The 23,626-nt window shown below is 60.0% G+C and carries 17 protein-coding genes; 5 read left to right on the forward strand and 12 right to left on the reverse strand.

The window, feature by feature from the left end; all coding sequences use genetic code 11:
• Positions 1-142: 142 nt before the first annotated feature.
• Together QO231_RS14570 and QO231_RS14575 are read left to right on the forward strand one after the other, a co-directional pair.
• On the forward strand, positions 143-1,945 hold the full coding sequence (locus tag QO231_RS14570; RefSeq protein WP_316777735.1) for an autotransporter assembly complex protein TamA: 1,803 nt from the start codon (positions 143-145) through the stop codon (positions 1,943-1,945).
• Positions 1,945-6,294, forward strand: coding sequence for a translocation/assembly module TamB domain-containing protein (locus QO231_RS14575; protein ID WP_316777738.1), 4,350 nt, complete (start codon positions 1,945-1,947; stop codon positions 6,292-6,294). Before QO231_RS14570 ends, QO231_RS14575 begins: the two co-directional genes overlap by 1 nt.
• 27 nt (positions 6,295-6,321) lie before the next feature.
• Here QO231_RS14575 and QO231_RS14580 read toward each other — a convergent pair whose 3' ends face one another.
• From QO231_RS14580 to xylF, 4 genes are all read right to left on the reverse strand, one after another.
• A complete protein-coding gene (locus tag QO231_RS14580) occupies positions 6,322-7,275 on the reverse strand; it encodes a glucokinase (RefSeq protein WP_316777742.1) in 954 nt (317 codons plus the stop codon).
• A gap of 19 nt (positions 7,276-7,294) precedes the next feature.
• Positions 7,295-8,050, reverse strand: a complete 756-nt coding sequence (locus QO231_RS14585; protein WP_316777745.1) for an ATP-binding cassette domain-containing protein — start codon at positions 8,048-8,050, stop codon at positions 7,295-7,297.
• Positions 8,050-9,348 carry a sugar ABC transporter permease gene (locus QO231_RS14590; protein ID WP_316777748.1) on the reverse strand — a complete coding sequence of 433 codons (1,299 nt, stop codon included), beginning with the start codon at positions 9,346-9,348 and terminating at the stop codon, positions 8,050-8,052. Before QO231_RS14590 ends, QO231_RS14585 begins: the two co-directional genes overlap by 1 nt.
• An 82-nt stretch (positions 9,349-9,430) precedes the next feature.
• A complete protein-coding gene (xylF, locus tag QO231_RS14595) occupies positions 9,431-10,459 on the reverse strand; it encodes a D-xylose ABC transporter substrate-binding protein (protein ID WP_316777751.1) in 1,029 nt (342 codons plus the stop codon).
• Positions 10,460-10,667: 208 nt separating this feature from the next.
• Between xylF and QO231_RS14600 the strand changes: the two genes are divergently transcribed.
• Positions 10,668-11,873 (forward strand): ROK family transcriptional regulator, encoded by a 1,206-nt coding sequence (locus tag QO231_RS14600; RefSeq protein WP_316777754.1) that lies wholly within the window; start codon positions 10,668-10,670, stop codon positions 11,871-11,873.
• The gene (locus QO231_RS14605; RefSeq protein ID WP_316777786.1) at positions 11,863-13,380 is read left to right on the forward strand and encodes a CRTAC1 family protein; all 1,518 of its coding nucleotides are present in this window, start codon (positions 11,863-11,865) and stop codon (positions 13,378-13,380) included. Before QO231_RS14600 ends, QO231_RS14605 begins: the two co-directional genes overlap by 11 nt.
• 62 nt (positions 13,381-13,442) lie before the next feature.
• On the opposite strand, the gene QO231_RS14610 is transcribed toward QO231_RS14605, so the two are convergent.
• The 8 genes from QO231_RS14610 to QO231_RS14645 all read right to left on the reverse strand — a co-directional run bounded on the left by QO231_RS14610 (position 13,443) and on the right by QO231_RS14645 (position 22,758).
• Complete coding sequence (locus tag QO231_RS14610; protein ID WP_316777756.1) at positions 13,443-14,570, reverse strand: Hint domain-containing protein; 1,128 nt, start codon at positions 14,568-14,570, stop codon at positions 13,443-13,445.
• A gap of 241 nt (positions 14,571-14,811) precedes the next feature.
• Positions 14,812-16,119, reverse strand: coding sequence for a cytochrome-c peroxidase (locus QO231_RS14615; protein WP_394356603.1), 1,308 nt, complete (start codon positions 16,117-16,119; stop codon positions 14,812-14,814).
• 7 nt (positions 16,120-16,126) lie between these two features.
• Positions 16,127-17,434: a xylose isomerase gene (gene xylA / locus QO231_RS14620; RefSeq protein WP_316777759.1), complete on the reverse strand. Its 1,308-nt coding sequence runs from the start codon at positions 17,432-17,434 to the stop codon at positions 16,127-16,129.
• Positions 17,431-18,882: a xylulokinase gene (gene xylB, locus QO231_RS14625; RefSeq protein ID WP_316777763.1), complete on the reverse strand. Its 1,452-nt coding sequence runs from the start codon at positions 18,880-18,882 to the stop codon at positions 17,431-17,433. The genes xylA and xylB overlap by 4 nt, the downstream gene beginning before the upstream one ends.
• A 140-nt stretch (positions 18,883-19,022) precedes the next feature.
• Positions 19,023-19,259 (reverse strand): hypothetical protein, encoded by a 237-nt coding sequence (locus tag QO231_RS14630; protein WP_316777766.1) that lies wholly within the window; start codon positions 19,257-19,259, stop codon positions 19,023-19,025.
• Between the two features lie 94 nt (positions 19,260-19,353).
• Positions 19,354-20,139 (reverse strand): sugar transferase, encoded by a 786-nt coding sequence (locus QO231_RS14635; RefSeq protein WP_316777768.1) that lies wholly within the window; start codon positions 20,137-20,139, stop codon positions 19,354-19,356.
• Between the two features lie 389 nt (positions 20,140-20,528).
• Positions 20,529-21,536, reverse strand: coding sequence for a type I glyceraldehyde-3-phosphate dehydrogenase (gap, locus tag QO231_RS14640; RefSeq protein ID WP_316777770.1), 1,008 nt, complete (start codon positions 21,534-21,536; stop codon positions 20,529-20,531).
• A gap of 196 nt (positions 21,537-21,732) precedes the next feature.
• Positions 21,733-22,758, reverse strand: a complete 1,026-nt coding sequence (locus QO231_RS14645) for an AraC family transcriptional regulator (protein WP_316777773.1) — start codon at positions 22,756-22,758, stop codon at positions 21,733-21,735.
• Between the two features lie 337 nt (positions 22,759-23,095).
• Between QO231_RS14645 and QO231_RS14650 the strand changes: the two genes are divergently transcribed.
• Complete coding sequence (locus QO231_RS14650; protein WP_316777775.1) at positions 23,096-23,404, forward strand: EthD family reductase; 309 nt, start codon at positions 23,096-23,098, stop codon at positions 23,402-23,404.
• The last annotated feature ends 222 nt before the right edge of the window (positions 23,405-23,626 follow it).

The raw sequence follows: 23,626 nt of genomic DNA on the forward strand, positions 1-23,626 counted from the left end.
AATCCATCCCAGCGGTGATTGCACCGGCGGGTTTGTAGTTTCAGGTTTTCTTGGGGCACGAACATGATAGTTAATACCGGAGCGCACGCGGAGGTCGAATAAGGTAGCCGCGTCAGACAGATTGGCGATCCGGAGACTCTTCATGCAGAACGTCCGTTGGAGGACTGGCCTCAGTCAAACACTGCTTGCCGCCTGTGTCGCCTTTGCACCGGGCCTGGCTGCGGCGTTGACGACCAACCTGACCGCCCCCGGCGCATCCGAAGAACTGCGTGACCGGCTGACCGCAGCGTCATCGATCATGAACGCCGATACCAATGGGCTGGATACGTCGCAGGAATTGCTGGCGGCATCCTTGTCGGATTACACAACCCTGATCCAGATCCTGTATGATGAAGGGTACTTCAGCCCGGTCATCAACATCCGTGTCAATGGTCGCGAAGCAGCCGATATTCCCGCTCTGGACCCGCCGCGCACAGTCAACACCGTCGCCATCTCGGTACAGACCGGACGTTCTTTTACCTTTGGCAAGGCGCAGATCGCCCCCGTTACCCCGGATACCGAGATTCCAGAAGGGTTTGCGACCGGTCAGACCGCGACAACCGGAGTGATCCGCGATGCCGCCTCTGTCGGTGTTCTGTCATGGCGCAAGGCCGGGTACGCCAAGGCACGGGTTGGTCAACAACGCATTGTCGCGAACAACCGTCAGGCAAAACTGGATGCGGACATCACCTTGGCGCCGGGACCCAAATTGCGATTTGGTCAACTGAAGATACCCCAGAATTCCACCGTCCGCCCCGAAGCGATCAGCAAGATTGCGGGTTTTCCATCGGGCCAAACATACGACCCGGCCAAGGTGCAAAAAGTCGGCACGCGCCTGCGTCGCACTGGCTCGTTCTCATCCGTCACGCTGGAAGAAGCAGAGGTCCCGAACCCGGACGGGACACTGGATTTCGAAGCGGTCGTCGTCGATCAGGTTCCACGCCGCTTTTCGTTTGGAGCGTCCATCTCGTCGAGCCAAGGCCTTGAATTGTCAGGAAGCTGGATGCACCGCAACTTTTTCGGCAATGCCGAACGGTTCCAGATTCAGGGCCGCGTCAGCAATATCGGGGGTGAAGAGGATATCGACGGCGGCTTGTCGATCCGGCTGGATCAGCCCGCGAAACTCGGCCCGGATGACAGTATTTTCTATCTTGCACAGATTGGAACCGACAATCAGGAACATTACAAGCTGACCCGCTTCTATCTGGGCGGCGGCGTGCGCCGCGTGTTCTCGGATACGCTGTTTGCAGAACTAGGGGTCAACGCCGGTCTGAGCCGTGCTGACGATGTCTTTGGCGAGCGGGATTTCTACATGATGACCTTTCCGCTGCGCGTCAACTGGGACAAGCGCGATAGCAAGGTCAGCGCGACAAAAGGCTATTTTCTCGATTCCTTTGTGACACCCTATCTCGGATTTTCCGACACCGAATCCGGATTGTCGGGCTATTTCGACGCGCGCGGATATCTGAGCCTGACGTCAACGGCATCAATCGTTCTGGCGGGCCGGGTACAGTTGGGGACACTGATCGGGCCCAGCCTTCAAGATGTCTCACCGGAATTTCTCTACTATTCGGGTGGCGCCGGCACAGTCCGGGGGCAGCCCTATGAATCGCTCGGTGTCCCGGTCGCCGGCGGCATCTCGGGCGGGCGGTCTCTCCTCGCGGTGTCCGCCGAGGTCAGGGGCCGGATCACCGAGAGTATTTCCCTGGTTGGTTTCTTTGACATCGCCGCCGTCGGCAGAGATCAGTTCGTCACAGCCGATTCGCCCTACCACTCGGGCGCAGGTCTGGGCGTGCGATACGATCTGGGTGGCCTTGGTCCGTTACGGCTCGACCTTGCCATGCCCGTTGAGGGCACGACCAACGACGGGCTTCAGTTCTACCTTGGTATTGGACAGGCGTTTTGATGCGGATCGTGACATGTGCGCTGATTGCGCTGACCTGTTGTTCATCCATCGTGCACGCGCAGGAGGACGACGAGAGCGGTGGCTTTCTTGTCGACCTGCTGCAGGACAACCTGTCTGGCAACAATCGCTATATCAAGGTGAGTGGGCTGGATGGCGCGTTCAGTTCTCAGGCCAGCATCGAAAAACTGACCGTCTCCGATGACGACGGCGTTTGGCTGACAGTATCCGACGTGGTTCTGGACTGGAACCGGCTTGCGCTCATTCGCGGACGATTCTCCGTCAACACGCTGAGCGCCGGAGAAATCATCGTGGCACGCAAACCGAAACCCATCGAAGCCGCAGAGCCTTTGCCAACCGCGGAAGCGACGCCTTTTCAGTTGCCGGACCTTCCGGTCGCAATTGAACTCGGTGAGTTGAAGGTCGAGCGCGTCGAACTGGGCGAACCCTTGATGGGCATCGCCGCCGAACTCTCGGTCACAGGCGCGCTGAGCCTCGCGGATGGCAGTCTGGACACGAATTTCGAAGTAATCCGGCTTGACCGGCAAACCGACAAGCTCGACCTGATCGCCGGTTTCGAGAACGCGTCAAGCCTGATTTCACTGGATCTGACATTGGCCGAAGACGATGGCGGGCTTGTCTCTGAACTGCTTTCCATTCCCGATCGACCGTCGATCCTGCTGACGGCAAAGGGCGAAGGGCCGGTGAGCGATTTCACCGCCAATATCGCGCTGACCTCCGACGACGTCGAGCGGCTCGGCGGACAGGTGCGTTTGCAGAGCGTGACCGATCCGGACGCTGGCAACACCGCGCAGCCAAGCATCGGATTTGACGCCAATATGGCCGGGGACATCACACCCCTGCTCGCGACAGAGTACCGGGAGTTCTTTGGGGCGGATACCCAACTGAACCTGACCGGCCAGTCCGATCCCGACGGACGGATGGAAATCCGAAGGTTCGATATGCTGTCTGACGCGCTTATGCTGAACGGCGCGCTGGATATCGCCGAATCGGGACAACTGGAACGCGTACTCCTGCAAGGACGCATCGCCCCGCCCAACGGAAACGAGGTGGTGCTGCCGATGGGCGAGCCTCGCACCGCGATTCAGGCGGCGGTCCTTTCGGCAGAGTTTGAGGCCGACAAGGACAACGCGTGGAGCCTCGTACTGAGCGTTGATGGGCTCAACCGCCCCGACCTGACTGTCACACGCAGCCAGATCTACGCGGGCGGCGAACTTGATCAGGCGGCGGGGATGTCGCTCGACGGGAATCTCAACGCGGCAATCCGGGGGATCGATCTTACCGATGACGCGCTTGATGACGCCGTCGGCACGGATATCGAACTGAACGGAAATTTCGCGGCAGAGACAGGTTCCGTTCTGAAACTCAGCGATTTCGTGGTGAGTGGTACGGATTATGCGGCGACCGTGAACGCCGAAATCGATGGGCTGGAAAGCGGATTTCAGGTCGATGGAGAAGCCGGTCTGACCGCATCGGACCTCTCGCGGTTTTCAGGCGTTGCAGGCCGCGACCTCGGTGGTTCAGTGACAGCAACCGTGTCCGGCCAGGGAGCACCGCTCAGCGGCATGTTCGACTTTGATCTGAATGTCGCTTCGCAGGATCTCAGGAGCGGCATTGCCCAGATCGATCCGCTGATCACAGGCGAGACGACGATTGTCCTACAGGCCGAACGTGATGAGGACGGGTTGGATATCCGGCGTTTCAACCTCGATGGCACGGCTCTGACCGCCGACGCGTCGGGCACAATGCGCAGCAGCGATACCAACATGGAATTCAATGCCCGCCTCGATGACCTGGCGCGGATTGTGCCGGATCTGAGCGGCCCCGTGGTCATCAAGGGCGATCTGGTTCAGACGCCCTCCGCAGCCACTGGGAAACTGCGCGTCACCGGGCCGTCGGAGTCATTCGCTGATCTCGATGGGAGCCTGTCGCCGGATGGGGCAGTGGACGTGACCTATGAGGCCGAACTTGGTGGCGTCGAGAAATTCGTGCCGCAGTTGGTTGGCATCATCCGCGCCAAAGGTCGTGCCACACGGCTGGACGACACGTGGCAGGTCACGAGCGATGTCAAGGGACCGTCCGGATCCAGTGTCGAACTTGCGGGCAGCATGACGCCGGAGGGCGCGATTGACGGCCGCTATGACGCGACGATTGCCCGGGTCGAACGGTTTGTTCCGCAATTGGTCGGGTCCATCACGGCTGAAGGTACGGTTGAGCGAGCCGACAATGCCTGGAAGGTTGCAAGCGACGTCAAGGGGCCGACAGGATCCTTTGCGCAGTTCGCGGGCACCATGACGCCAGAGGGCACGATCGACGCCAGCTATGACGCCACATTCGCCAAGGTCGAAAGGTTCGTTCCGCAAGTCGTCGGTTCGATAAATGCCAAGGGCACGGCAAAACGGGTTGGCAACGCGTGGCAGGTCGCCAGCGATGTCAAAGGGCCAACAGGATCGGTTGCACGCCTTTCGGGCAGCATGAGCCCCGAGGGTGATATCGACGCAAATTACGACGCCACCTTTGCCAAGATCGAAAGATTCGTTCCGCAACTGGTTGGTTCGGTCAATGCGAAAGGCACCGCATCACGGGTTGATGAGACCTGGAAAGTGGCGAGCGACGTCAAGGGACCGACGGGTTCAGTCGCGCAACTCGCGGGAAGCATGAGTCCAGACGGCACCATCGACGCGCGCTATGATGCGACCATTGCGAAGGTCGAGAGGTTTGTGCCCGAACTGGCAGGGTCGGTAGATATCAACGGCACGGCAAAACGCGCCGACAACACCTGGCAGGTCGCAACTGACGCCAACGGGCCTTCGGGTTCCGTCGCGAAGCTCTCAGGGAGCATGGCACCTGACGGCAACATTGATGCCGCATACGACGCGACCGTCGTCCGCATCGAACGGTTCCTGCCCGAGTTTCCAGGGCAGCTGACGGCCAAAGGCACAGCTGCGCGCGACTCCGATATCTGGACCATTGCCACCGAGGCGAAGGGTCCGGGCGGTCTGTCGACGAAAATAGGCGGCACCGTGAATCAGATCACCCTGGTGTCTGATGTTACCGCCAAGGGGCAAGTGCAGCTGGCCGCTGCCAACAGGTTTATCAAACCGAACTCGTTGCGTGGCACCGCGAATTTCGACCTCGCGCTCAAAGGCGAACCAAAACCCGAGTCGCTGAGCGGTCGCATCACCACCGCCAACACAACGGTCGCGATCCCTTCGGTCATGCAAGCCATTGACGATCTGGACGCCGAGATCGTTTTGGCAAATGGCAGCGCCAATCTCTCGGTATCCGCTGCGGCGCGGGCGGGCGGCAGGCTGGTGATCACCGGGCCGATCAAACTGGCCCCGCCGTTCAATGCATCGATCGTCACCGAGATCCAGCAACTGATCCTGACAGACAATGTGACGTTTGATTCCTCGGCCAACGGGCGCATCGCCTTTACCGGGGCCTTGACGGGGCGCGGTCTGCTGGCCGGAGACATCCGCTTCGGTGAAACCAACATTAACATCAACGCCTTGTCGGGCTCCCCCGGCGCGGCACCGATTCCCGACATCACCTACATCGGTGAAACCGGTGCGCAACGGGCAACGCGCGATCGTGCCGGGCTGATCAAGAGTTCCAGTGGCAGTGGCGGTGGGCCCGATATCGGTCTTGATATCCAGCTGGTGGCCGAAAACAAGGTCTTTGTGCGCGGCCGTGGCCTGCAGGCGGAATTAGGCGGAAACATCCAGGTTCGGGGCACCGTTGCCAAGGTGGCTCCGTCGGGCCAGATCAATCTCATCAGAGGAACCCTGGAACTGCTGGGGCGGCGTCTCAAACTCACCAAGGGGCTTGTCACGCTCCAGGGCAACCTGGAACCCTATATGGAGTTTGCCGCCACGACGAGCACATCGGACGGGGATGCAAGGCTGGAAATCTCGGGGCCGATCACAAAGCCGAAAGTCAAGGTTGAGTCCGATCCCGAGCGTCCAAGCGAAGAAGCGCTGGCGATGCTGCTCTTTGGCAACCAGTATTCTGAACTCTCACCGATCAAGATCGCCCAACTGGCAGCGTCGCTCGCGACACTGAGCGGTGCGGGTGGCGGCGCAAATGCAAAGGCGCGCGACGAATTGGGCGTTGATACTTTCGATATCGGGTCCGACGATGATGGCAATGCGCAATTCGGGGCCGGCAAGTATCTGGCGGATGGCGTCTATACCGATATTACCGTCAACACGGACGGCGACACCGAGGTCAACCTCAACCTCGACGTGACCGAGAGCCTGACGGTCAAGGGATCCGTGGATCGTCAGGGCGACACCGGGATCGGCCTGTTCTTTGAACGCGACTACTAGAGTGTTTTGCGTCAACTGATTGTGGTCTTACGAGACGTCGGGGATTTCTGCAATGACCTGCGCTGCACCGGTCAGGGCAGCGGCGTCGTCGATGATGAGCCTGATGGGCACCCGGCTCGCATGCTCCGCGAACCGACCGGGCGTTTCGAAACGATGAAGAAATAACTTCCGGGCGGCAGACCCCAGGATACCCCGCGCAACGCCGCCAGCAAAGTGGATGCCGCCGAACGGCTGATACATGTAGACCAACTCGCGTGCCATATGCCCCAGCAACCCCGCCATCAGATCGACCGTCTCGGCCACGGCACCACCGACACCTGCGTCGTAGTCCGCCAGAATATCCTGCCCGGCCCGCTGTTCGCCCTCTGACAGGATTTGGTAGAGCAGCGACAGGCCGCGCCCTGCAAAGAGCTCCTCAACAGATGGGAATGCAGCACTTTCTGACCCGATCGCGGCGCGCAGAGGTTCAAGTACACTGTTGGGAAGGCTGACGTGACCAAGCTCTGCTTCGATCACGACATGCGCCTTTCGCGTGGACTTGCCCAGGCAAACATTGACCCCGGTCCCCAACCCCAGCACCAGCGCCTGCCCGTTTCCCTCGGCATCGGACGTCGTCGGCTTGATTTCGACCAGCTGAGCACCGGTCAATGCAGGCAACGCATATCCAAGTGCCGCAAGGTCGTTGATCAAGAGCACGGATTCGGGCACGAGACCGGGTAGCAAGCCAGCAATTTCGACCTTGTCAAAGTGCCAGTTCCGATTGGTCAGGCGCGCGGTTTCCGACGTGACGGGTCCGGCAACCGCAATGCAGACTCCATCGAGAACGGGCAGCGATTTCTGCCTGGCAAATGCCCGCAGCACTGAGCCAAACGAACCAAACTCATCGTTGGCAAAGCGCGCCGATGGCCCAATTGCCCGGGCATCATCAACAAGCGCAAGACGGGTGTTCGTGCCCCCTACATCCGCTACGAGTCCCGTCATCTGCGCTCCCCGTTCATGGCTACGCCGACGCAGTGCCGGGTTGCTTGCCGAGAATGATCATGCCCAGCAGATCATCGTCGGTCACGTCATCGACATCGACCGTCCCGACCAGCTTTCCGTTCTTCATCACGCTGGCCCGATCGCACAGCGTCATCACGTCGTGAATGTCGTGGCTGATCAGGAATATGCCGATGCCTTCGGATTTCAGCTGGCTGATCAACTCGGCCACCATCTGCGTTTCATGCGGCCCCAAGGCTGCCGTCGGTTCGTCCATGATCAGGATCTGCGCATCGAAATACACGGCGCGCGCGATGGCCACTGATTGTCGTTGCCCACCTGAAAGTGCCGATACGGGATCGCTGAATTTCTGGAAGTTCGGGTTGAGCCGCGCCATGATCTTGCGGGTCTCGGCCTCCATCGCATCTTCGTCAACCAACCCCAGCGACGTCACCAGTTCGCGCCCCAGAAACAGGTTGCTTGACGCATCCAGATTGTCAGCCAGCGCGAGCGTCTGGTAGATCGTTTCGATCTTGTACCGGCGGGCATCGCGCGGATTCGCGATCTGCGCCTGTTCGCCCTTGATCAAAATCTCGCCGGAATCCGCCTGGTAGGCCCCCGAGAGAATCTTGATCAGGGTCGACTTGCCTGCCCCGTTGTGGCCAAGTAATCCGACCACTTCGCCGGGGTAGAGATCAACGCTGACATGATCGACGGCATGCACGCCGCCAAAGCTGATGCAGATATCGCGCATCTCAACAAGGGGTGTCTCGGCCATCATGCGCCTCCCGTCCGTTTACGATAGATGATGTCGATCAGCACCGCGAGAACGAGGACTGCGCCGACCACGATATTCTGAAGCGGCGCATCGACGCCGACCATGGCCATGCCCGACTGCAAGGACTGCATGATCAGGGCACCAAGGATGGCCCCGTGAATGGTGCCCATCCCTCCGGCCAGAGCGGTGCCTCCAATGACCGCCGCCGCGATCACCCTGAGTTCGTCGAGCGTTCCGATATCGTTGGAATGGTTGGTCAGCCGCGCCGAGGCCACAACCGCCGAGATCGCACAGAGTGCGCCCATTAGGGCAAACACCTTGACCGTCAGCCAGCGGGTGTTGATGCCACTCAGCTCCGCGGCATCCGGGTTTCCGCCGGTTGCAAAGATATAACGGCCAAAGCGCGTGCGGCGCGCCATGATCGTCATGCCAATCGCGATAAAGATCAGCAGGAGTACCGAGATCGGAATTCCGTAGGACTGTGTGAACCCTTCGGGCATGACAAGGCCCTGTTCCTCGAACATGCGTTCGAGCCTGCGGGTCGGCACCTTGTAGGCGTTGAGCACCGCAACAAAGCCAAGGATAGCCACCGAACACAGCGACGCCAGCACCCCTTCGGCCCAGAGAGGTTTCACCGCAAAGCCATGTCGCATCTTGTTGCGCCGTGCCGCATAGAGACCGTAGAGCGCGCCCGCCAGGGCGAGGCCACCAACGATCCACGACCCGGTCGCGCCAAGGGTGCCATTGATCCCGCCGAATTTTTCGAACGTCGAGTCCAGTGGGCCAATCGTCCTGCCGCTGGTCATGTACCAGCCAACATTGCGCCAGATCAGCAGACCACCGAGCGTCACGATAAAGGCCGGAATGGTGAGATACCCGACAAGCCAGCCCTGAAACGCCCCGATCAGCGTTCCGACCAGCAGCCCGAACAGAATGGTCAGCCAGGGGATCAGCGGATTGCCGAGCCCCAGGCCCAGAGCATTGGGCAACCAGTCCGTCTGGGTCATCGCCATCACCGCAGAGCAGGTCGCCAAAAGCGCCCCGACACTGAGGTCAATGTGCCGGGTGACGATGACAAACACCATCCCCGTGGCCATGATCGCGACCGATACGGTTTGAATTGTAAGGTTGAAAATGTTGCGCGGGGTCAGAAAGCGCCCGCCTGTCATCAGGTCGAACGCAATGCAGAGCACGACGAACGCGCCGACCATACCAAGCAAACGCAGATCGATATCGAGCAACTGGATGAAGTTCTTGCGCGGCGGGACGGGTGCGGTGTCCGTTTCGGGCTGTACCATGACGTGTCCTGTGAAAAAGGGATCCCTCCCCGGTGCGTTGACCGGGAGGAGAGAGTTTTTTTGTGAGTGGTGGGCGTGTACTTTAGTTACAGGGCGCGGGGCCGTCTGTAACACCCTGGCACAGGGCTTCCTGGGTGATCCACTGGGCATCGACAACAGCGGAAAGGTTGTCTTTGGTGATCGGCAGCGGCTCCAGGAAAACCGCGTTCAATTCCGTACCACCGGGCGATTTCCAAAGTTCGGAATCCTGGATCCCGGTCATCTGGGTGCCATCGGCAAGCGATACGGCGATGCGGGCCGCCGACCGGCCAAGATCACGCGCGTCTTTCCATACCGACACGGTCTGAGTGCCTTTTGCGACCCGGTTCAGCGCCGCATGGTCGCCGTCCTGCCCGGAAACCGGGATGCCATCCATACCCTGCGCGGTCAGAGCTGCGACCACACCGCCGGCCGTGCCATCGTTAGAGGCCACGACAGCATCGACACCATTGTCGGTTGCGGTCAGGATCTGCTCCATGTTGCGCTGAGCGTTTGCGGGCAGCCACCCATCGGTATAGGCCTCCCCGACGATTTCGATGTCACCCGCATCGATCGCGGCTTGAAGAATCTCTTGCTGACCACCGCGCAGAAAATCCGCGTTCGGATCGGTCGGCGAACCCTTGATCATCACATAGCGGCCCGTTGGCGCGGCTTCGAATACGGCCCGCGCCTGCATCCGACCGACCTCGACATTGTCAAATGTCAGGTAAAACGCCCGCGGGTCTTCGATCAACCGGTCATATCCGACAACCGGGATGCCTTCGTCCGCGGCGGCTTGAACCGCTGGTCCGATCGCCTGCGCGTCCTGCGCCAGGATGATCAGAGCCGTCGCGCCCTGCGCAATCAGGCTCTCGACATCGGAAAGCTGTTTGGCGGACGAGCTTTGCGCGTCTGCCGAAATATAGGTCGCGCCGTGTTTGTCGAGTTCGGCCTTGATCGCCGCCTCGTCGGTCTTCCAGCGTTCTTCCTGGAAATTCGACCAGCTGACGCCGACGACGACATCCTCGGCAAGAGCTGCGGTGCCGATGACGGCCCCGGTGATCACCGCCGTGGCGGCTGCAAAGATTTTCATGTGTCCTCCTCCAAAACTGTTGTGGCGCTACGTCAATCGAGTGTGTCCGCGAGCCAGCCATTAAATGGTGCTGTATTTTAATTTGAAAATCAAATTAAATTGTCTAGGCTACGAAAATTACCTTGTCGCGATGTACTGTCGCATGAGAGTTGCCTCGGCAATCCATGCGATCACAGCACTGGAATACGTCTTAGGAACGGTGACATAAATGGTTGTTTTACCAAGAGAATATGGACGACGCAGGCTGCTCAGGCAGATCAGATTGTCAGGCCGAATTCCCCGCATCGAACTGGCCAACCAGACGGGAATGAGCCGCGCAACCGTCACCACCATCACCGCCGAATTGCTACAGGCCGGTCTTATCGAAGAGATCGCAAGACCGGAAACCGCCCCCGATACGCGACGTGGCAGACCGCGTGTCGACCTGAAGATTCGCGGCCGTGCGCATACCCTTGTCGGGGCGAAGATCTCCAACCGTCAACTCTCGCTCGTGTTGCTTGATTTCGAGGGTGAACAGCTCGCGGAACTGGAACTGCAGATGCCGGCCGCGACGTTTTCCCCGGATCGATTGGCTGGTGTCATTGCCGAGGCGGTCGAGGATCTGACACGGCGTGCCGGCCTGACGACGAATGATATCTCCGGTGTCGGCCTTGGCATCGCGGGGATCGTGCAGGCAGCCGAGGGAGTCGTCTATTGGTCTCCCTCTCTGACGCAGCGCAATGTCGAATTCGGTGATATCCTGACGCGCCGTCTGGGTCGTCCCGTATTCGTCGACAACGATGCCAACCTTGTCGCGGTTGCGGAACAGACCTTTGGCCTGGGACAGTCCCATTCCGATTTCATTGTCGTGACAATCGAGAGCGGCGTCGGCATGGGGCTGGTTATCGGTGGCGACCTTTATCGTGGGACGCGGGGATGTGGTGCCGAGTTTGGACATACCAAGGTGCATCTGGACGGCGCGCTTTGCCGCTGCGGTCAGCGCGGATGTCTCGAAGCCTATGTTGCCGACTATGCGCTTTTGCGCGAGGCGACGGCCGTTCCGGGTGATGATCCGACCGCGCCGCCCGCCGCCCGCATCGAAACCCTGTTGAATGCCGCGCGCGAGGGCGACAGTACCGCACGCAGCATCGTTGACAGGGCCGGGCGAATGTTCGCCCTGGGGCTTGCCAATCTGGTCAATATCTTTGATCCCGAGTTGATCATTCTGGCGGGCGAGCAAATGCAGTTCGATCATCTTTTTGCCGATGAGGTCATTGCTGCGATCCGCACGTCCATCGTGCAGATCGACAAGGCCCCTCCGGAAGTGGTGATCCACAAGTGGGGCAATCTGATGTGGGCAAGAGGCGCCGCCGCCTATGCCTTGGACAATGTTACCGACATTGCCCTGGCCGGGTTGAATGACAATGCGGCGTGAAATCGCCTTGCTACTGATGGCGCTCGCCGCCCTGCCCGCCACGGCAGATCCCCGGTATCAAACGGTGGACGTCCCCATGCATATCTATTCCGGCGGTTGGGAGCATTACGTCGGCGGTGGGCTGGCTGCATTCGATTGCAACGGCGATGGATTGCCCGAGCTGTTCGCAGCTGGAGGCAGCGCACCTGCCACCTTGCTGGTGAACCGGTCACCCCCCGGCGGCACCATCCGCTTTCTGGCTGAAACGCCGCAATCTCTGCGTCTGAACTCTGTGACCGGCGCCTACCCGCTGGACATCGACAGCGACGGAACACTCGATCTCGTCATCCTTCGTGCCGGGGAAAACCTGCTGATGAAGGGCGGATCAGACTGCGCGTTTTCGCCATTCCAGTCACTCGGCTTTGTCAGCGCCGACCGCTGGACCACGGCGTTCTCCGCCACCTGGGAAGCAGGCCGATCCTTGCCGACACTGGCCTTTGGCAACTATGTCGACCGCTCCGATCCCGATGGCCCGTTCCGCGCCTGCGATGTTGCGATGCTATATCGGCCAGACGGCTCGGCCTATGCTGCCCCGCTCGCATTGTCGCCCGGCCATTGTCCTCTCTCGATGTTGTTCAGCGATTGGGGAAGAACAGGGCGTGCCGACCTCCGGATCAGCAACGACCGCCATTATTATGTCGATGATGGCGAGGAACAGATGTGGGCGATGGAGGACCTGCCTCGCCTGTACGACGCGGCAGATGGCTGGAAGGCTCACAAGCTCTGGGGCATGGGCATTGCATCGCGCGATCTGACCGGCGACGGCCTGCCCGAGGTGTTCCTGACGTCGATGGGCGATCAGCGGCTGCAGCTTCCGGCCGGCAATGGCCGTCCCGAATACACCGATGCGCCCTATGCGCTCGGAACCACCGCACATCGGCCCTACATGGGGGATGACGGGCGACCATCGACCGGCTGGCACGTCGCGTTTGGCGATGTCCAGAATGACGGGTGCGATGATATCTTCATCACCAAGGGCAACGTGGAGCAAATGCCCGACAGTGCGATGGAAGACCCCAACAACCTGCTGATCCAGAACGCCGAAAGAACATTCACGGAAATGGGCGCAGAGTCGGGCGTCGCAAGTCTGCATCGTGGCCGTGGTGCCGCCATGGTCGATCTGAACGCGGACGGCCTGCTCGACATTGCGGTCGTCAATCGGCGCGCCCCTCTTGAGGTCTGGCAGAATATCACCCCTGAACCGGGCAATGCGATTTCCGTGTCCGTGCGCCAGCCCGCGCCGAACGTGAACGCAGTGGGGGCGTGGATCGAAGTCAGGGCCGATGGCGTGATACAGTCGCGCGAGATAACCGTAGGTGGCGGACATGCCGGGGGCAGTGCGGGTCCCGAGCATTTTGGCCTTGGTCCGGCCGAAATGGCAGAGCTGCGCGTGATATGGCCAGATGGCACCATGTCGCCATGGGTTGAAAGACCCGCCAATGTCTATGCAACGCATGCGGAACGCTAACCGGGATGAGGGATAGCCGCGCGCCCCTCTGCAAGTGCCGCGAAAGGTCGCGCCTGATCAGGTCACAACAGCGGTCTGCCATTCCTGAGATGCCGGTCAAGCAGCCGTTTCTGCTGTCGGCCAGGCGGTATCTCACGAACCGGATCCGGTGTGCGATCCATCCGCAGCACGTCGGGAAGTATCGCCGCAATCTCGGCCCGTGCGGCGGCAGTCAGCGCTTTAATCGCCTCGGGTCCGGTGAACAGGCTTTCGGTGGGGGCACCTTCGGCAAGGAACACCTCGTGCCGGTCAAACAGCAGATGATAATACACGACACTGTTCACGCGCTCGTCGACGTAGATGCCCGGCATCACCGTGAGCTTGACGGCGGGAATCAGTACCTCGGGCACGCCAAACATGCGCATGGCGATCCTGGATTGCACCAGCATGCGATGTTGTCTTGAAACCAGAAGATCACGTATTGGAAGCCCCTGTCCAAGCGCCCCGGCGACGATCCTGACAGGGTAGAGTTGAGCCGTGTTCGCAAGATCGCGTTTGCTAAAGCTGCGGCTCACAGTCCATCGGAGCCGTCGCGCCCGGCCCTCACGATTGAGCACCATGTCCCCCGCCTTGAGATCGTCGATCGGTCTGGAGCCCTGCGGCGTCTGGATCATCGTGCCCTGGCAAAAACAGGGAAACCCCGTTCCGCTCTCGAGCGCGGTGTAGGCGACGGTCTCGCCCGTGGGCAAGGTCAACGTGCCGTTTGTCAGGCTGTAGGTGGCGCCCGCTGTCACCGTAAAGCTGCCAATGGTGGAGTCGTTTACGACCGTTCCCGCCGGCAGGTTCAATGCGTCGGTCCCGGTTCCACCGTCGATCGTGCCAGCCACCGACGTGGAGCCAAGTGTCAGGGTATCATCGCCACCCCCAAGCCGAACGTCGACGACGCTGGACCCGGAAATCGTGACCTGGTCGGCATCACTGCCAGAGGCCACCCTGCCGCCAATGACGCTTCCGGTAATGACGATTGCGTCGGCGCCACCATTGCCGACAACCCTGCCGGAAATCGTGCTGTCGGTGATGCTGATGGTGTCATCGCCCGCCCGACCGCGCACCTGATCAATCGGCGTCCCGGCGGAGTTGCCGTTCAGCGTTCCGTTGTCATTTGTGACATCAATATCATCGTCGCCCGATGTGCCGGTAATGTTAGGCATGGGCGACGCCCAGACCGGATTGTCGGTTTGAAACAGCCGTCAGATCAACCCAAGCCCGCCCTGCGGACACACAAGCCTGCACATCCCAGGCCGACAAGACGTCGGTCCGACACAATCTGTCCGTCGTTTCCTGCACCCGATCACGCACCCCTTGCAATCATGCCAGTTATCTCTCGTCGGTCGCGCAAACGCAACAAATGCTCTGGGCGCTGGTCATCCGGCGACCCTCTCGCCATGCGCGTCATCGATCTACGGCCAACCCGCTGGGGACCGCTTCGGGCACCCCCATACGACCGCGCAAGCTTTGTTCATCGTTCAGGGTTTCCAAAAAGGCCAGCAGATCGGCGATCTGAATGTCGCTCAGCATCAGGGGCCGCAGTTCATTCGCCGCTGCAATCTCGGCGATCTCGGTGGCGTCGGTAAGGAGAATGAAATCACTGCCACGGGAAGGAGCCGGCAACATCGCCTGCGTCGCATCGTAGCTCTGCAATCCCTCGACGGGATCCAGATGATGCCGCAGGACCGCTTCCAGCGAGGCATATGCACCGGAATGGCCGTAGGGCGCCGTGTGGGTCACATTGCGCAGAGACGGCGTTCGAAAACGATAGGCATCCTCGGCATTCCCCGTCACCCGCATCCGCCCGACATCGCGGTTGTGACGCTCAAACCGCGCGGCCTTGCCCGGACCGATCTGCGGCATCGCGATCGCATGAAAATCGTGATCAGTCTGAAACAGCCCTGCGTGGCAGGCCGAGCAGCCAGCCGAGCCAAAAAACAGGTCCATGCCCCGCGCGGCCTTGGCAGGCAATGGGGTTCCGTCGCGCAGATAGGCGTCAAACGGACTGTCGTCGGCACGCCATTCAAAGGCAACGAATGCAGCCATCACATTGGCGATATCGGCGAACGCGATCGGCCTGTCGCTGATCACCGCGTCAAACCGGGCGCGGTACTCCGGGATCGCCTCGACCCGCCCCGACAGGATCGACCAGGCACCGCCCTCGCCGGTCAACAGGCCTTGGCGCACGGCCTGTGCCACATCGTTTTCCGAATAATGCCCGGCCATCTCGTCACCCGAAAGCACGGGGAACATCGCCTGTGCTGCGAGCGCCGAAGCAAAGCCGCGCTCCATATCCGCCCCCAATGGCGTGCGCAGGCCCGATGGGCGCGTTGGATCCGCTTCCAGCCTGCCATCGTGAAAGAACCGGGTGAATTCCTCCGCCCCCAGATTGAACAGCGCGGGCGCATTGCGGGCAATACGCTGTTCCGGCGGGTTGCCGGGATCGATGCGGCGATCCGGCCCAAGCCCGAGGCCGCCATCGCCAAGCCCCAGCGATACCCCGTCGCCGGTGGCGAATTCCGGATGGTGACAGCTGGCGCAAGAGACGGTCTTGTTGCCACTCAGGATGGGATCGTAATAAAGCAGCTGCCCGAGTGCGATTTCTTCCGGGCTGTGTTCGGAAAATCGCGCATCGGCCTTTGGCAATGGGCCGGCGACCACCGGGACTGCCCCCAATGCGACCACAACCGCGACGCACCAAACCCCTTTCACAAGCCGATCAGACAAAACGGTTAACGTAGTTCTCCAGTTTCTCCTGCCGCCCAGAGCGCGGATCTGCGGTGATTTCTCCAGAGAGTACGGTTTCGAATATCGTGTCAAAATCGCTGTCGAGCATGGCCTGCGCGGCAGCGGTATCCCATCCGCCATATCGCTCGCTCAGGGCGGACTCGAGCCCGCCATCTTCGATCATTGCAGCCGCCGCCTTGAGCCCCCGCGCACAGACATCCATCGCACCGACATGAGAGGCGATCAGGTCCTCGGCATCCAGCGATTGCCGACGCAGCTTGGCGTCGAAATTGGTGCCCCCGGTGTCAAAGCCCCCGGCCCGCAGAATATGATAGTAGGCCAACGCCACCTCGGGCACGTTGTTGGGGAACTGATCGGTATCCCAGCCCGACTGATAGTCATTGCGGTTCATGTCGATGCTGCCCAGCAAGCCCTCGGTGGCTGCCACCGCGATCTCATGCTCAAATGAGTGGCCCGCAAGAATCGCATGTCCCTGCTCAAGGTTCAGCTTTACTTCGCCCTCAAGCCCGTATTTGCGCAGGAAACCGATGCAGGTTGCGGCGTCATAGTCGTATTGGTGCTTGGAGGGTTCCTGCGGTTTGGGTTCGACCAGGATCGTGCCCTTGAAACCGATCTTATGCTTGTACTCGACCACCATGCTCAGAAAGCGGCCCATATGATCCAATTCGCGGGTCAGATCGGTGTTGAGCAGCGTTTCATAGCCCTCGCGCCCACCCCACAGCACGTAGTTCTGCCCGCCCAGACGATGCGTCGCATCCATGCAGGTTTTCACCGTGGCTGCCGACCACGCGAAAATGCTTGGGTCCGGGTTGGTCGACGCCCCCGACATCCAACGTCGATGGCTGAACATGTTGGCCGTCCCCCACAGCAGCGCAACCTTGCGGCTTTCCATCTTCTGAGCGAAATAGTCGATGATCTCTTCGAAATTGCGCAGCGACTCGGCAAAGGTCGTGCCTTCGGGGCGGATATCGGCATCGTGCCAGCAGAAATACGGCACGCCAAGGATATCGAACATGTCAAACGCCGCATCCGCCTTGATCTTGGCCCGGCCCATGTCGTCCTGCGGATGCCATGGCCGCTCGAACGTCTGCCCGCCGAACGGATCGCCGCCCTCCCATGCAAGAGAATGCCAATAGGCAACGGCAAAGCGCAGGTGGTCTTCCATACGCTTGCCCATGACGATCTCGTCGGGGTCATAGTAATGAAAGGCCAAGGGGTTGGTGCTGTCGGCACCTTCATAGCGAGCGGGTTTGATATCAGCGAAGAACGATTGGGTCATTGCATGGCCTTCAGGGTTGGATATGACGCCGCAAAGGCGGCATAGGCATCGTCATAGGCAGCACGCAAATCGGCGCGCGGCAGGATGGTTTCGGCGACAGGTGGCTTGGTCATGACATCGGACGGGGCGGCACCTGTCACGCCGCAGATCGCCAGCCGGGCCGCACCAAGGGCCGCTCCGAAATCTCCCTGTTCGGGCAAATCCACCGGCATGTTCAAAACCGTCGCCAGCACTTCGATCCAATAGCGTGACCGCGCACCGCCCCCGATCGCCAGCACCCGCGAAAGGTCTGCTCCGGTCAGTCGAAGCGCTTCGAGATTATCGCGCAGGGCAAAGCTGACACCTTCAACAACCGCCCGCGTCAGATCGGTCCGGGTGGAGGCAATATCTAGTCCGACAAAGGCGCCCCGCACCGCGCTGTCATTATGCGGCGTGCGCTCTCCTGACAGGTAGGGCAGGAACCGCAGGTTGCCGGGACCGGCGATCGTGTCGCCAAGTTCCGCAGTGAGTTCCGCAGGGCGCGCACCAACGATGCGCGATAGCCAGTTCAGGCTGTCCGTCGCCGCCAGGATCACGCCCATCTGATACCACGCGCCGGGAATGGCATGACAGAACGTATGCACAGCGCTTTCGGCGCGCGGGGCAAACCCGTCACGCGCCGCGAGCAGGACACCCGAAGTCCCCAGCGAAACGAAACCGTCACCCTCGGACAATGCCCCGACACCACAGGCCGACGCGGCATTGTCGCCGCCCCCGGCGACCACCTGCACGCCTTCGGGCAAACCGAGATCGGCGGCGAGGTCGGGCCGCATTGATCCGATCACGTCGCTGCCTTCGACCAATTCGGGCATTTGATCGACCCGCATGCCCGTCGCAGCCAGCAGTTCCGGCGACCATGCCCGTGCGCCGACATCAAGCCACGAGGTTCCGGCGCTGTCGGACATATCCGACACCATCCGCCCGGTCAGCCAATACGAAAGGTAGTCCTTGGGCAGCAGGACTTTCGCAAGTTTCGCGAACATCTCGGGCTCGTTCTCGGCCACCCACGCCACCTTGGGCGCGGTAAAGCCGGGAAACACGATATTGCCCGATATCTGGCGCATACCGGGAAGCGCATCAAATCGCTGGGCCTGGTCATGGCTCCGCGTGTCGTTCCACAAAAGACAGGGTCGGAGCACCTCGCCGCTTTGGTCCAGCAACGTGGCACCGTGCATGTGCCCCGAAAGCCCGATCCCCCGCAAGCGCGCCATCTCTTCCGGCGTGTCCTCGCAAAGCTGGCGCAATGCCGTCATTGCGGCGGCCACCCAGTCTGCCGGGTTCTGCTCGCTCCAACCGGGATATGGGTGCGCGACGGTCAATGCGGCTTCGGCGCTGTTTATCGCCGTGCCCGCTTCATCCACCAGTAAGGCACGTACTCCCGACGTGCCCAGATCAAGGCCGATAAACATCCACTCCCCCCAACGACTTGTTGGGCGAGTGTTTCCGCATTTAATTCTCGTGTCAAACTAAACCCGCCGAAGGGGTCACAAGAATTGTGTTTGACCGCTCAAAGATCGGAAATCTCTGGGAGAAAAAGGGCGTTCGATGCTCAGAGCGTGCCGTAGGTTGCCTGATCCACCAATACGGTGCGCTGAACACGTGACTCGGTCTTCAGACAACGCGACATTGCCCATGTGTCGGGAACGAATCCCAGATCGATGCATTCTGCAAGCAGCGCGTCACCACTCAGAGGCTGGGGGGATTGCGGCGGCTCATAAGTATCGCACCCCGCTGTGAGCAGGGAAGCGAGGAGAACGGACAGGAAAAATGGCGAAACTTTAGTCATGCCAGGTCAGCTAGGTTTGGGCGTGTCCACGTCCACCCCGCTCACCCAGGATCACAGAAACTTTATTTCCGGCACTTCACCTTGTGCATCCGCCTCAGCAGCCGGTGCGACGCAGCACCACGCTGATGGTCTTGAACAGCAAGGTCACATCCGTCTTCAACGACACGGTCTTGCGATATTCTGCATCAATAACGGCACGGTGGGAAAAGTGGCTTTCGTTGCGGGTAGAGACCTGCCAGATCCCGGTGAGCCCCGGCAGCAGCGCCTCATAGTCCGCAGGATCGCCGTAGAGAGCCAGTTGTTCCGGCATCATCGGGCGCGGGCCAACAAGGCTCATCTCGCCGATCAGGACATTCCAAAGCTGAGGCAACTCGTCCAGCGAGGTCTGACGCAGCAAGGCACCCAGCGGCGTAACGCGGGGATCATTGCGCAGCTTTTGCGTGGTCTCCCACTCTGCCCGCAGGTCCTGGTCGTTCTCCAGAACACGTGCCAGTCGCGCGTCGGCATCCATCACCATGCTGCGCAGCTTGAGCATTAAAAACTCCTTGCCGTTCTTGCCAATACGCGCCTGACGGTAGAACGGGCTGCCGCCCTCAAACCAGAGCAGCACGGCGAACAACAGAACGAGAGGCAGGACAACCGGCATAGACATCACAACCAGGGCCACGTCCAGCGTACGCTTGCCCCAGTTGAGATAGGCATTGCTGCTGCGTACAACCCGTCCACGCTGTGCGCTTGCGGCACGGCGCAATCCGCCAGAAATCGGCCCGTACACGAATGCTGCCTTAGACGACATCAAAAGGTCTTTCTGGGAAAATCCGCGTTCCTTGACACTACACAATGCCGGTGTCGCCATACGCATATCAAATCGGTCTTGCATTCGTTACTCCAACATCCGCAAACAACACGGTCACTCGGGCGAAACATCGCCAAAAACGCCCCCGAGCGAACCCTCCGAAAGTCACGACATACTTCGTGACCTAAACGGTGAAAGATGACCCCGAAGGGCACCTTTCACCAGGCCGAACTCACACGCAAAACAAAACACTCACTGTCCGAAACTATGGCCGTGGGAGGGTGGATATCACTAACAGCGACATCCGCTCGGGTTTTTATAAAAGACACTTTGTTTAAGTCTAAAATTGGGCAGATTTGGTTCGTTTTCACGAACCGGGCAGAAACAGTAAATGTGAAGTCGGAAAATTGTCCCCGAATGCTGAGGACATGGGTGGTGCGCAGGGAGATCTGCGCACCCGAGATTCGATCACGTCACGCCAGGGTTGCCTGCATCGCCTTTGCTGTATCCAGCATGCGGTTGGAAAATCCCCACTCGTTGTCATACCAGATGAGGACGCGCACCATACCGCCTTCGCCGACATGGGTCTGCGCGGTGGCCAGTATTGACGAAAGAGGATTGTGGTTGAAGTCGGACGAGACCAGAGGCAGGTCGCTGACCCCCAGGATACCTTCCAGTGGGCCAGATGTTGCTGCCGTACGTACTGCGTCATTAACGGACTCGGCGGTCGCCGCACGTTCCGGCATGAAGCTTAGATCCACAACCGACACGTTCGGTGTCGGCACGCGGATCGCGGAACCATCGAGTTTGCCCTTGAGCTGTGGCAACACCAGACCAACCGCCCGTGCTGCCCCTGTCGAAGTCGGGATCATCGACAAGGCCGCCGCGCGCGCGCGGTAGAGGTCACGGTGCGCGGTATCGAGGGTCGGCTGATCGCCGGTGTAGGAGTGGATCGTGGTCATGTATCCGGTGCGGATTCCAAAGGCGTCCTCCAGAACCTTTGCCACCGGGGACAGGCAGTTGGTGGTGCAGGACGCGTTTGACACGATCCTGTCATCTGCAGTCAGGATCTGGTGGTTGACGCCATAGACGATCGTCTTGTCTGCGCCATCACCCGGTGCCGAGATCAGAACCCGACCCGAGCCATTTTCCAGATAGGCCGCCGCCTTGTCCCGTTTGGTGAACACCCCGGTGCATTCCAGCGCCACATCGACGTCATCCCACGGCAGGTTTGCGGGGCTGCGGTCCTGCGTGACACGGATACGGCGACCGTTGATCACAAGTGCATCGTCCTCGACCGCAACATCCGCGTTCAGTCGGCCATGAACTGAGTCAAACTGGAGCAGATGCGCATTGGTCTCCATTGGGGCCAGATCGTTGATCGCGACGATTTCGACATCGGTACGACCGGACTCGATCCAGGCCCTCAGAACGCAGCGACCGATGCGGCCAAAACCGTTGATTGCGAGTTTCGCAGACATGTTCCTTCTCCTTCTTGTCGGAGGATGGTCTATGAGTGAGTTTACTGATAGCGCTAACAGGGCAATAACACCGGTTTGCCGCGCTGACCAGATCCAAATGCCGATCGGATTGCGAGATGATCACAGGCCAAACGCTATCGGTGACAAGCTGGATCAAGGAAGATCAGTGCGCGAGGGCAGAACGCCGGCGGAACCTTCAGTCTTCCGCCGCGACCGTCGTTCTGTATCGTCCCGGGCTCACACCGACCCAGCCCTTGAACGCGTCGGTAAAACTGCTCAGGTTGGAATATCCCATGAGATACGCGATTTCGCCAAGCCCCAGATCGCTGTTCTTGAGATAGCTGATCGCAAGGCCTTCGCGCAGATCGCGCAGGGTACGAAAGAACGTCGTTCCCTCCTGTGCCAGCCGTCTGGCGAGGGTGCGCGAACTGAACCCCAGGGCCCGCGCAACGCGGTCCTGGTTGGCCTCTCCTGCCGCAAGGCGCGCGGCGATTGCACGTTCGACATCCACGATCAACGCCGAGGTGTTCCGGCGTTCACGCTCCAGAACGTCTTCGGCATACTGCCGCAGAACCGAATAAAGTTCGTGATCTGCTGTCGCGAGAGGCACGTCGAGTGCAGACGGTTCAAAGAAGAACGCGTTTTCGGGTGCTCCGAATTCTACCGGGCACCCAAGATAGTCTTCAATCAAATTGGTGTGCGTCTTGCGCAGGTGTCGGAAGCAGACCTTGCGCAAGCGCAGCTTCTGATCCGCCGCCTTCTCAAGCCCGGACAAGATCCCCGAAGCGCCGAACTCAACCAGCTGACGACGCTCCACTTTTGCCGGTACGCGGAAATACCATGACAACACACTTTCCCGATCCAATATCGCCTCGTCGAGTTCCACCACATCCGTGAAGACCCGACGATATCGCGCAAAATTCTTGATGAAATCGCGCACCGTTGGAGAGGACAATCCGACATAGCTGAGCAACCCGCTGCGCCGCATATCGCGCTCCATGCCCCTCTCGAAGCCAAGAACATCATTGCCAGACAGGATCGCCGCATGCTCGAAAAAATCGGCGATATCAGGAAACTCTGCAAACGGCTTTTCCTGGCTCAGAAGCTCCGGGGCAAAGGCCGTACCCGAGAAAACCTGGCTCTGGCTATACCCTTCGGCCAGAAGATGTTCGGCAAGTGATTTGGCGTATATGGCACCATGGCGATAACGTTGCTCCGGCATGTTCTCAGAACCCCGCTTTGGCAGGATGCGGTATGCGCCGTTGGGGGTCGTCTGAAGCCCGAAAATAATGCAGATCAAATTGCAATGGCTGTGTTCTCATGAAACCCGTTCTACCAATAAAGCCCTGGTACGACTAAAGCGCAAATGACCTCATCGACTCAAGGCCTTTGGCGGGTTTTCCTGCACCGGCTCTCGGAACCCCGGTTGCCAGATGGTGTCCGGGCACGCCACGATCTGTGCGTTTACACCTGCGGTGCGCGCAATCAGGTTTTGACAGACTGGTACCGCAGACGCTTAATGGCGCAAACCACGGCGCAAAATTTCGAGGAGGTTCACAATGTCCGTTTCCCTGCAGGTGCTCTATCCGATCACAGATGGGTCCCGGTTCGACTATGACTACTACCTGTCGACCCACATGAACCTTGTTGCTGAACACATGGGGCCGCATCTCGAGCGCACATTGGTCACCAAAGGCAATGCCGGAGGCCCCGACACGCCGCCCTCGATCTATGCCGTCGCCACGATCGTGTTTCCGGATCAGGATGCAATGAACGCGGCCATGAAATCATCGGAGCCCGTGATGGCCGACATACCGAACTTTACCGATGTCCAGCCACAGATTCTCATCGGCGAGGTCGTCGGCTGATTACTCGCATTTCGACCTTGATTTAGGATAGCAGAGTGGACGCGAGAGCGGTTCGCCCTGAAAGAACGGCGCGCCGGTGATTGTGGCGCGCCGTTCGTTTTGGTCTCTGTTGGACTACTTTCGTTTTTTTGGTGGCATGAGGTCTGTGATTGTGCCTTCGAACATTTCTGCTGCGAAATTGATGGTTTCGCTCAGGGTCGGGTGGGGGTGGATTGTGTGGCC

Source organism: Sedimentitalea todarodis (assembly GCF_032595355.1).
Lineage (GTDB): Bacteria > Pseudomonadota > Alphaproteobacteria > Rhodobacterales > Rhodobacteraceae > Sedimentitalea > Sedimentitalea todarodis.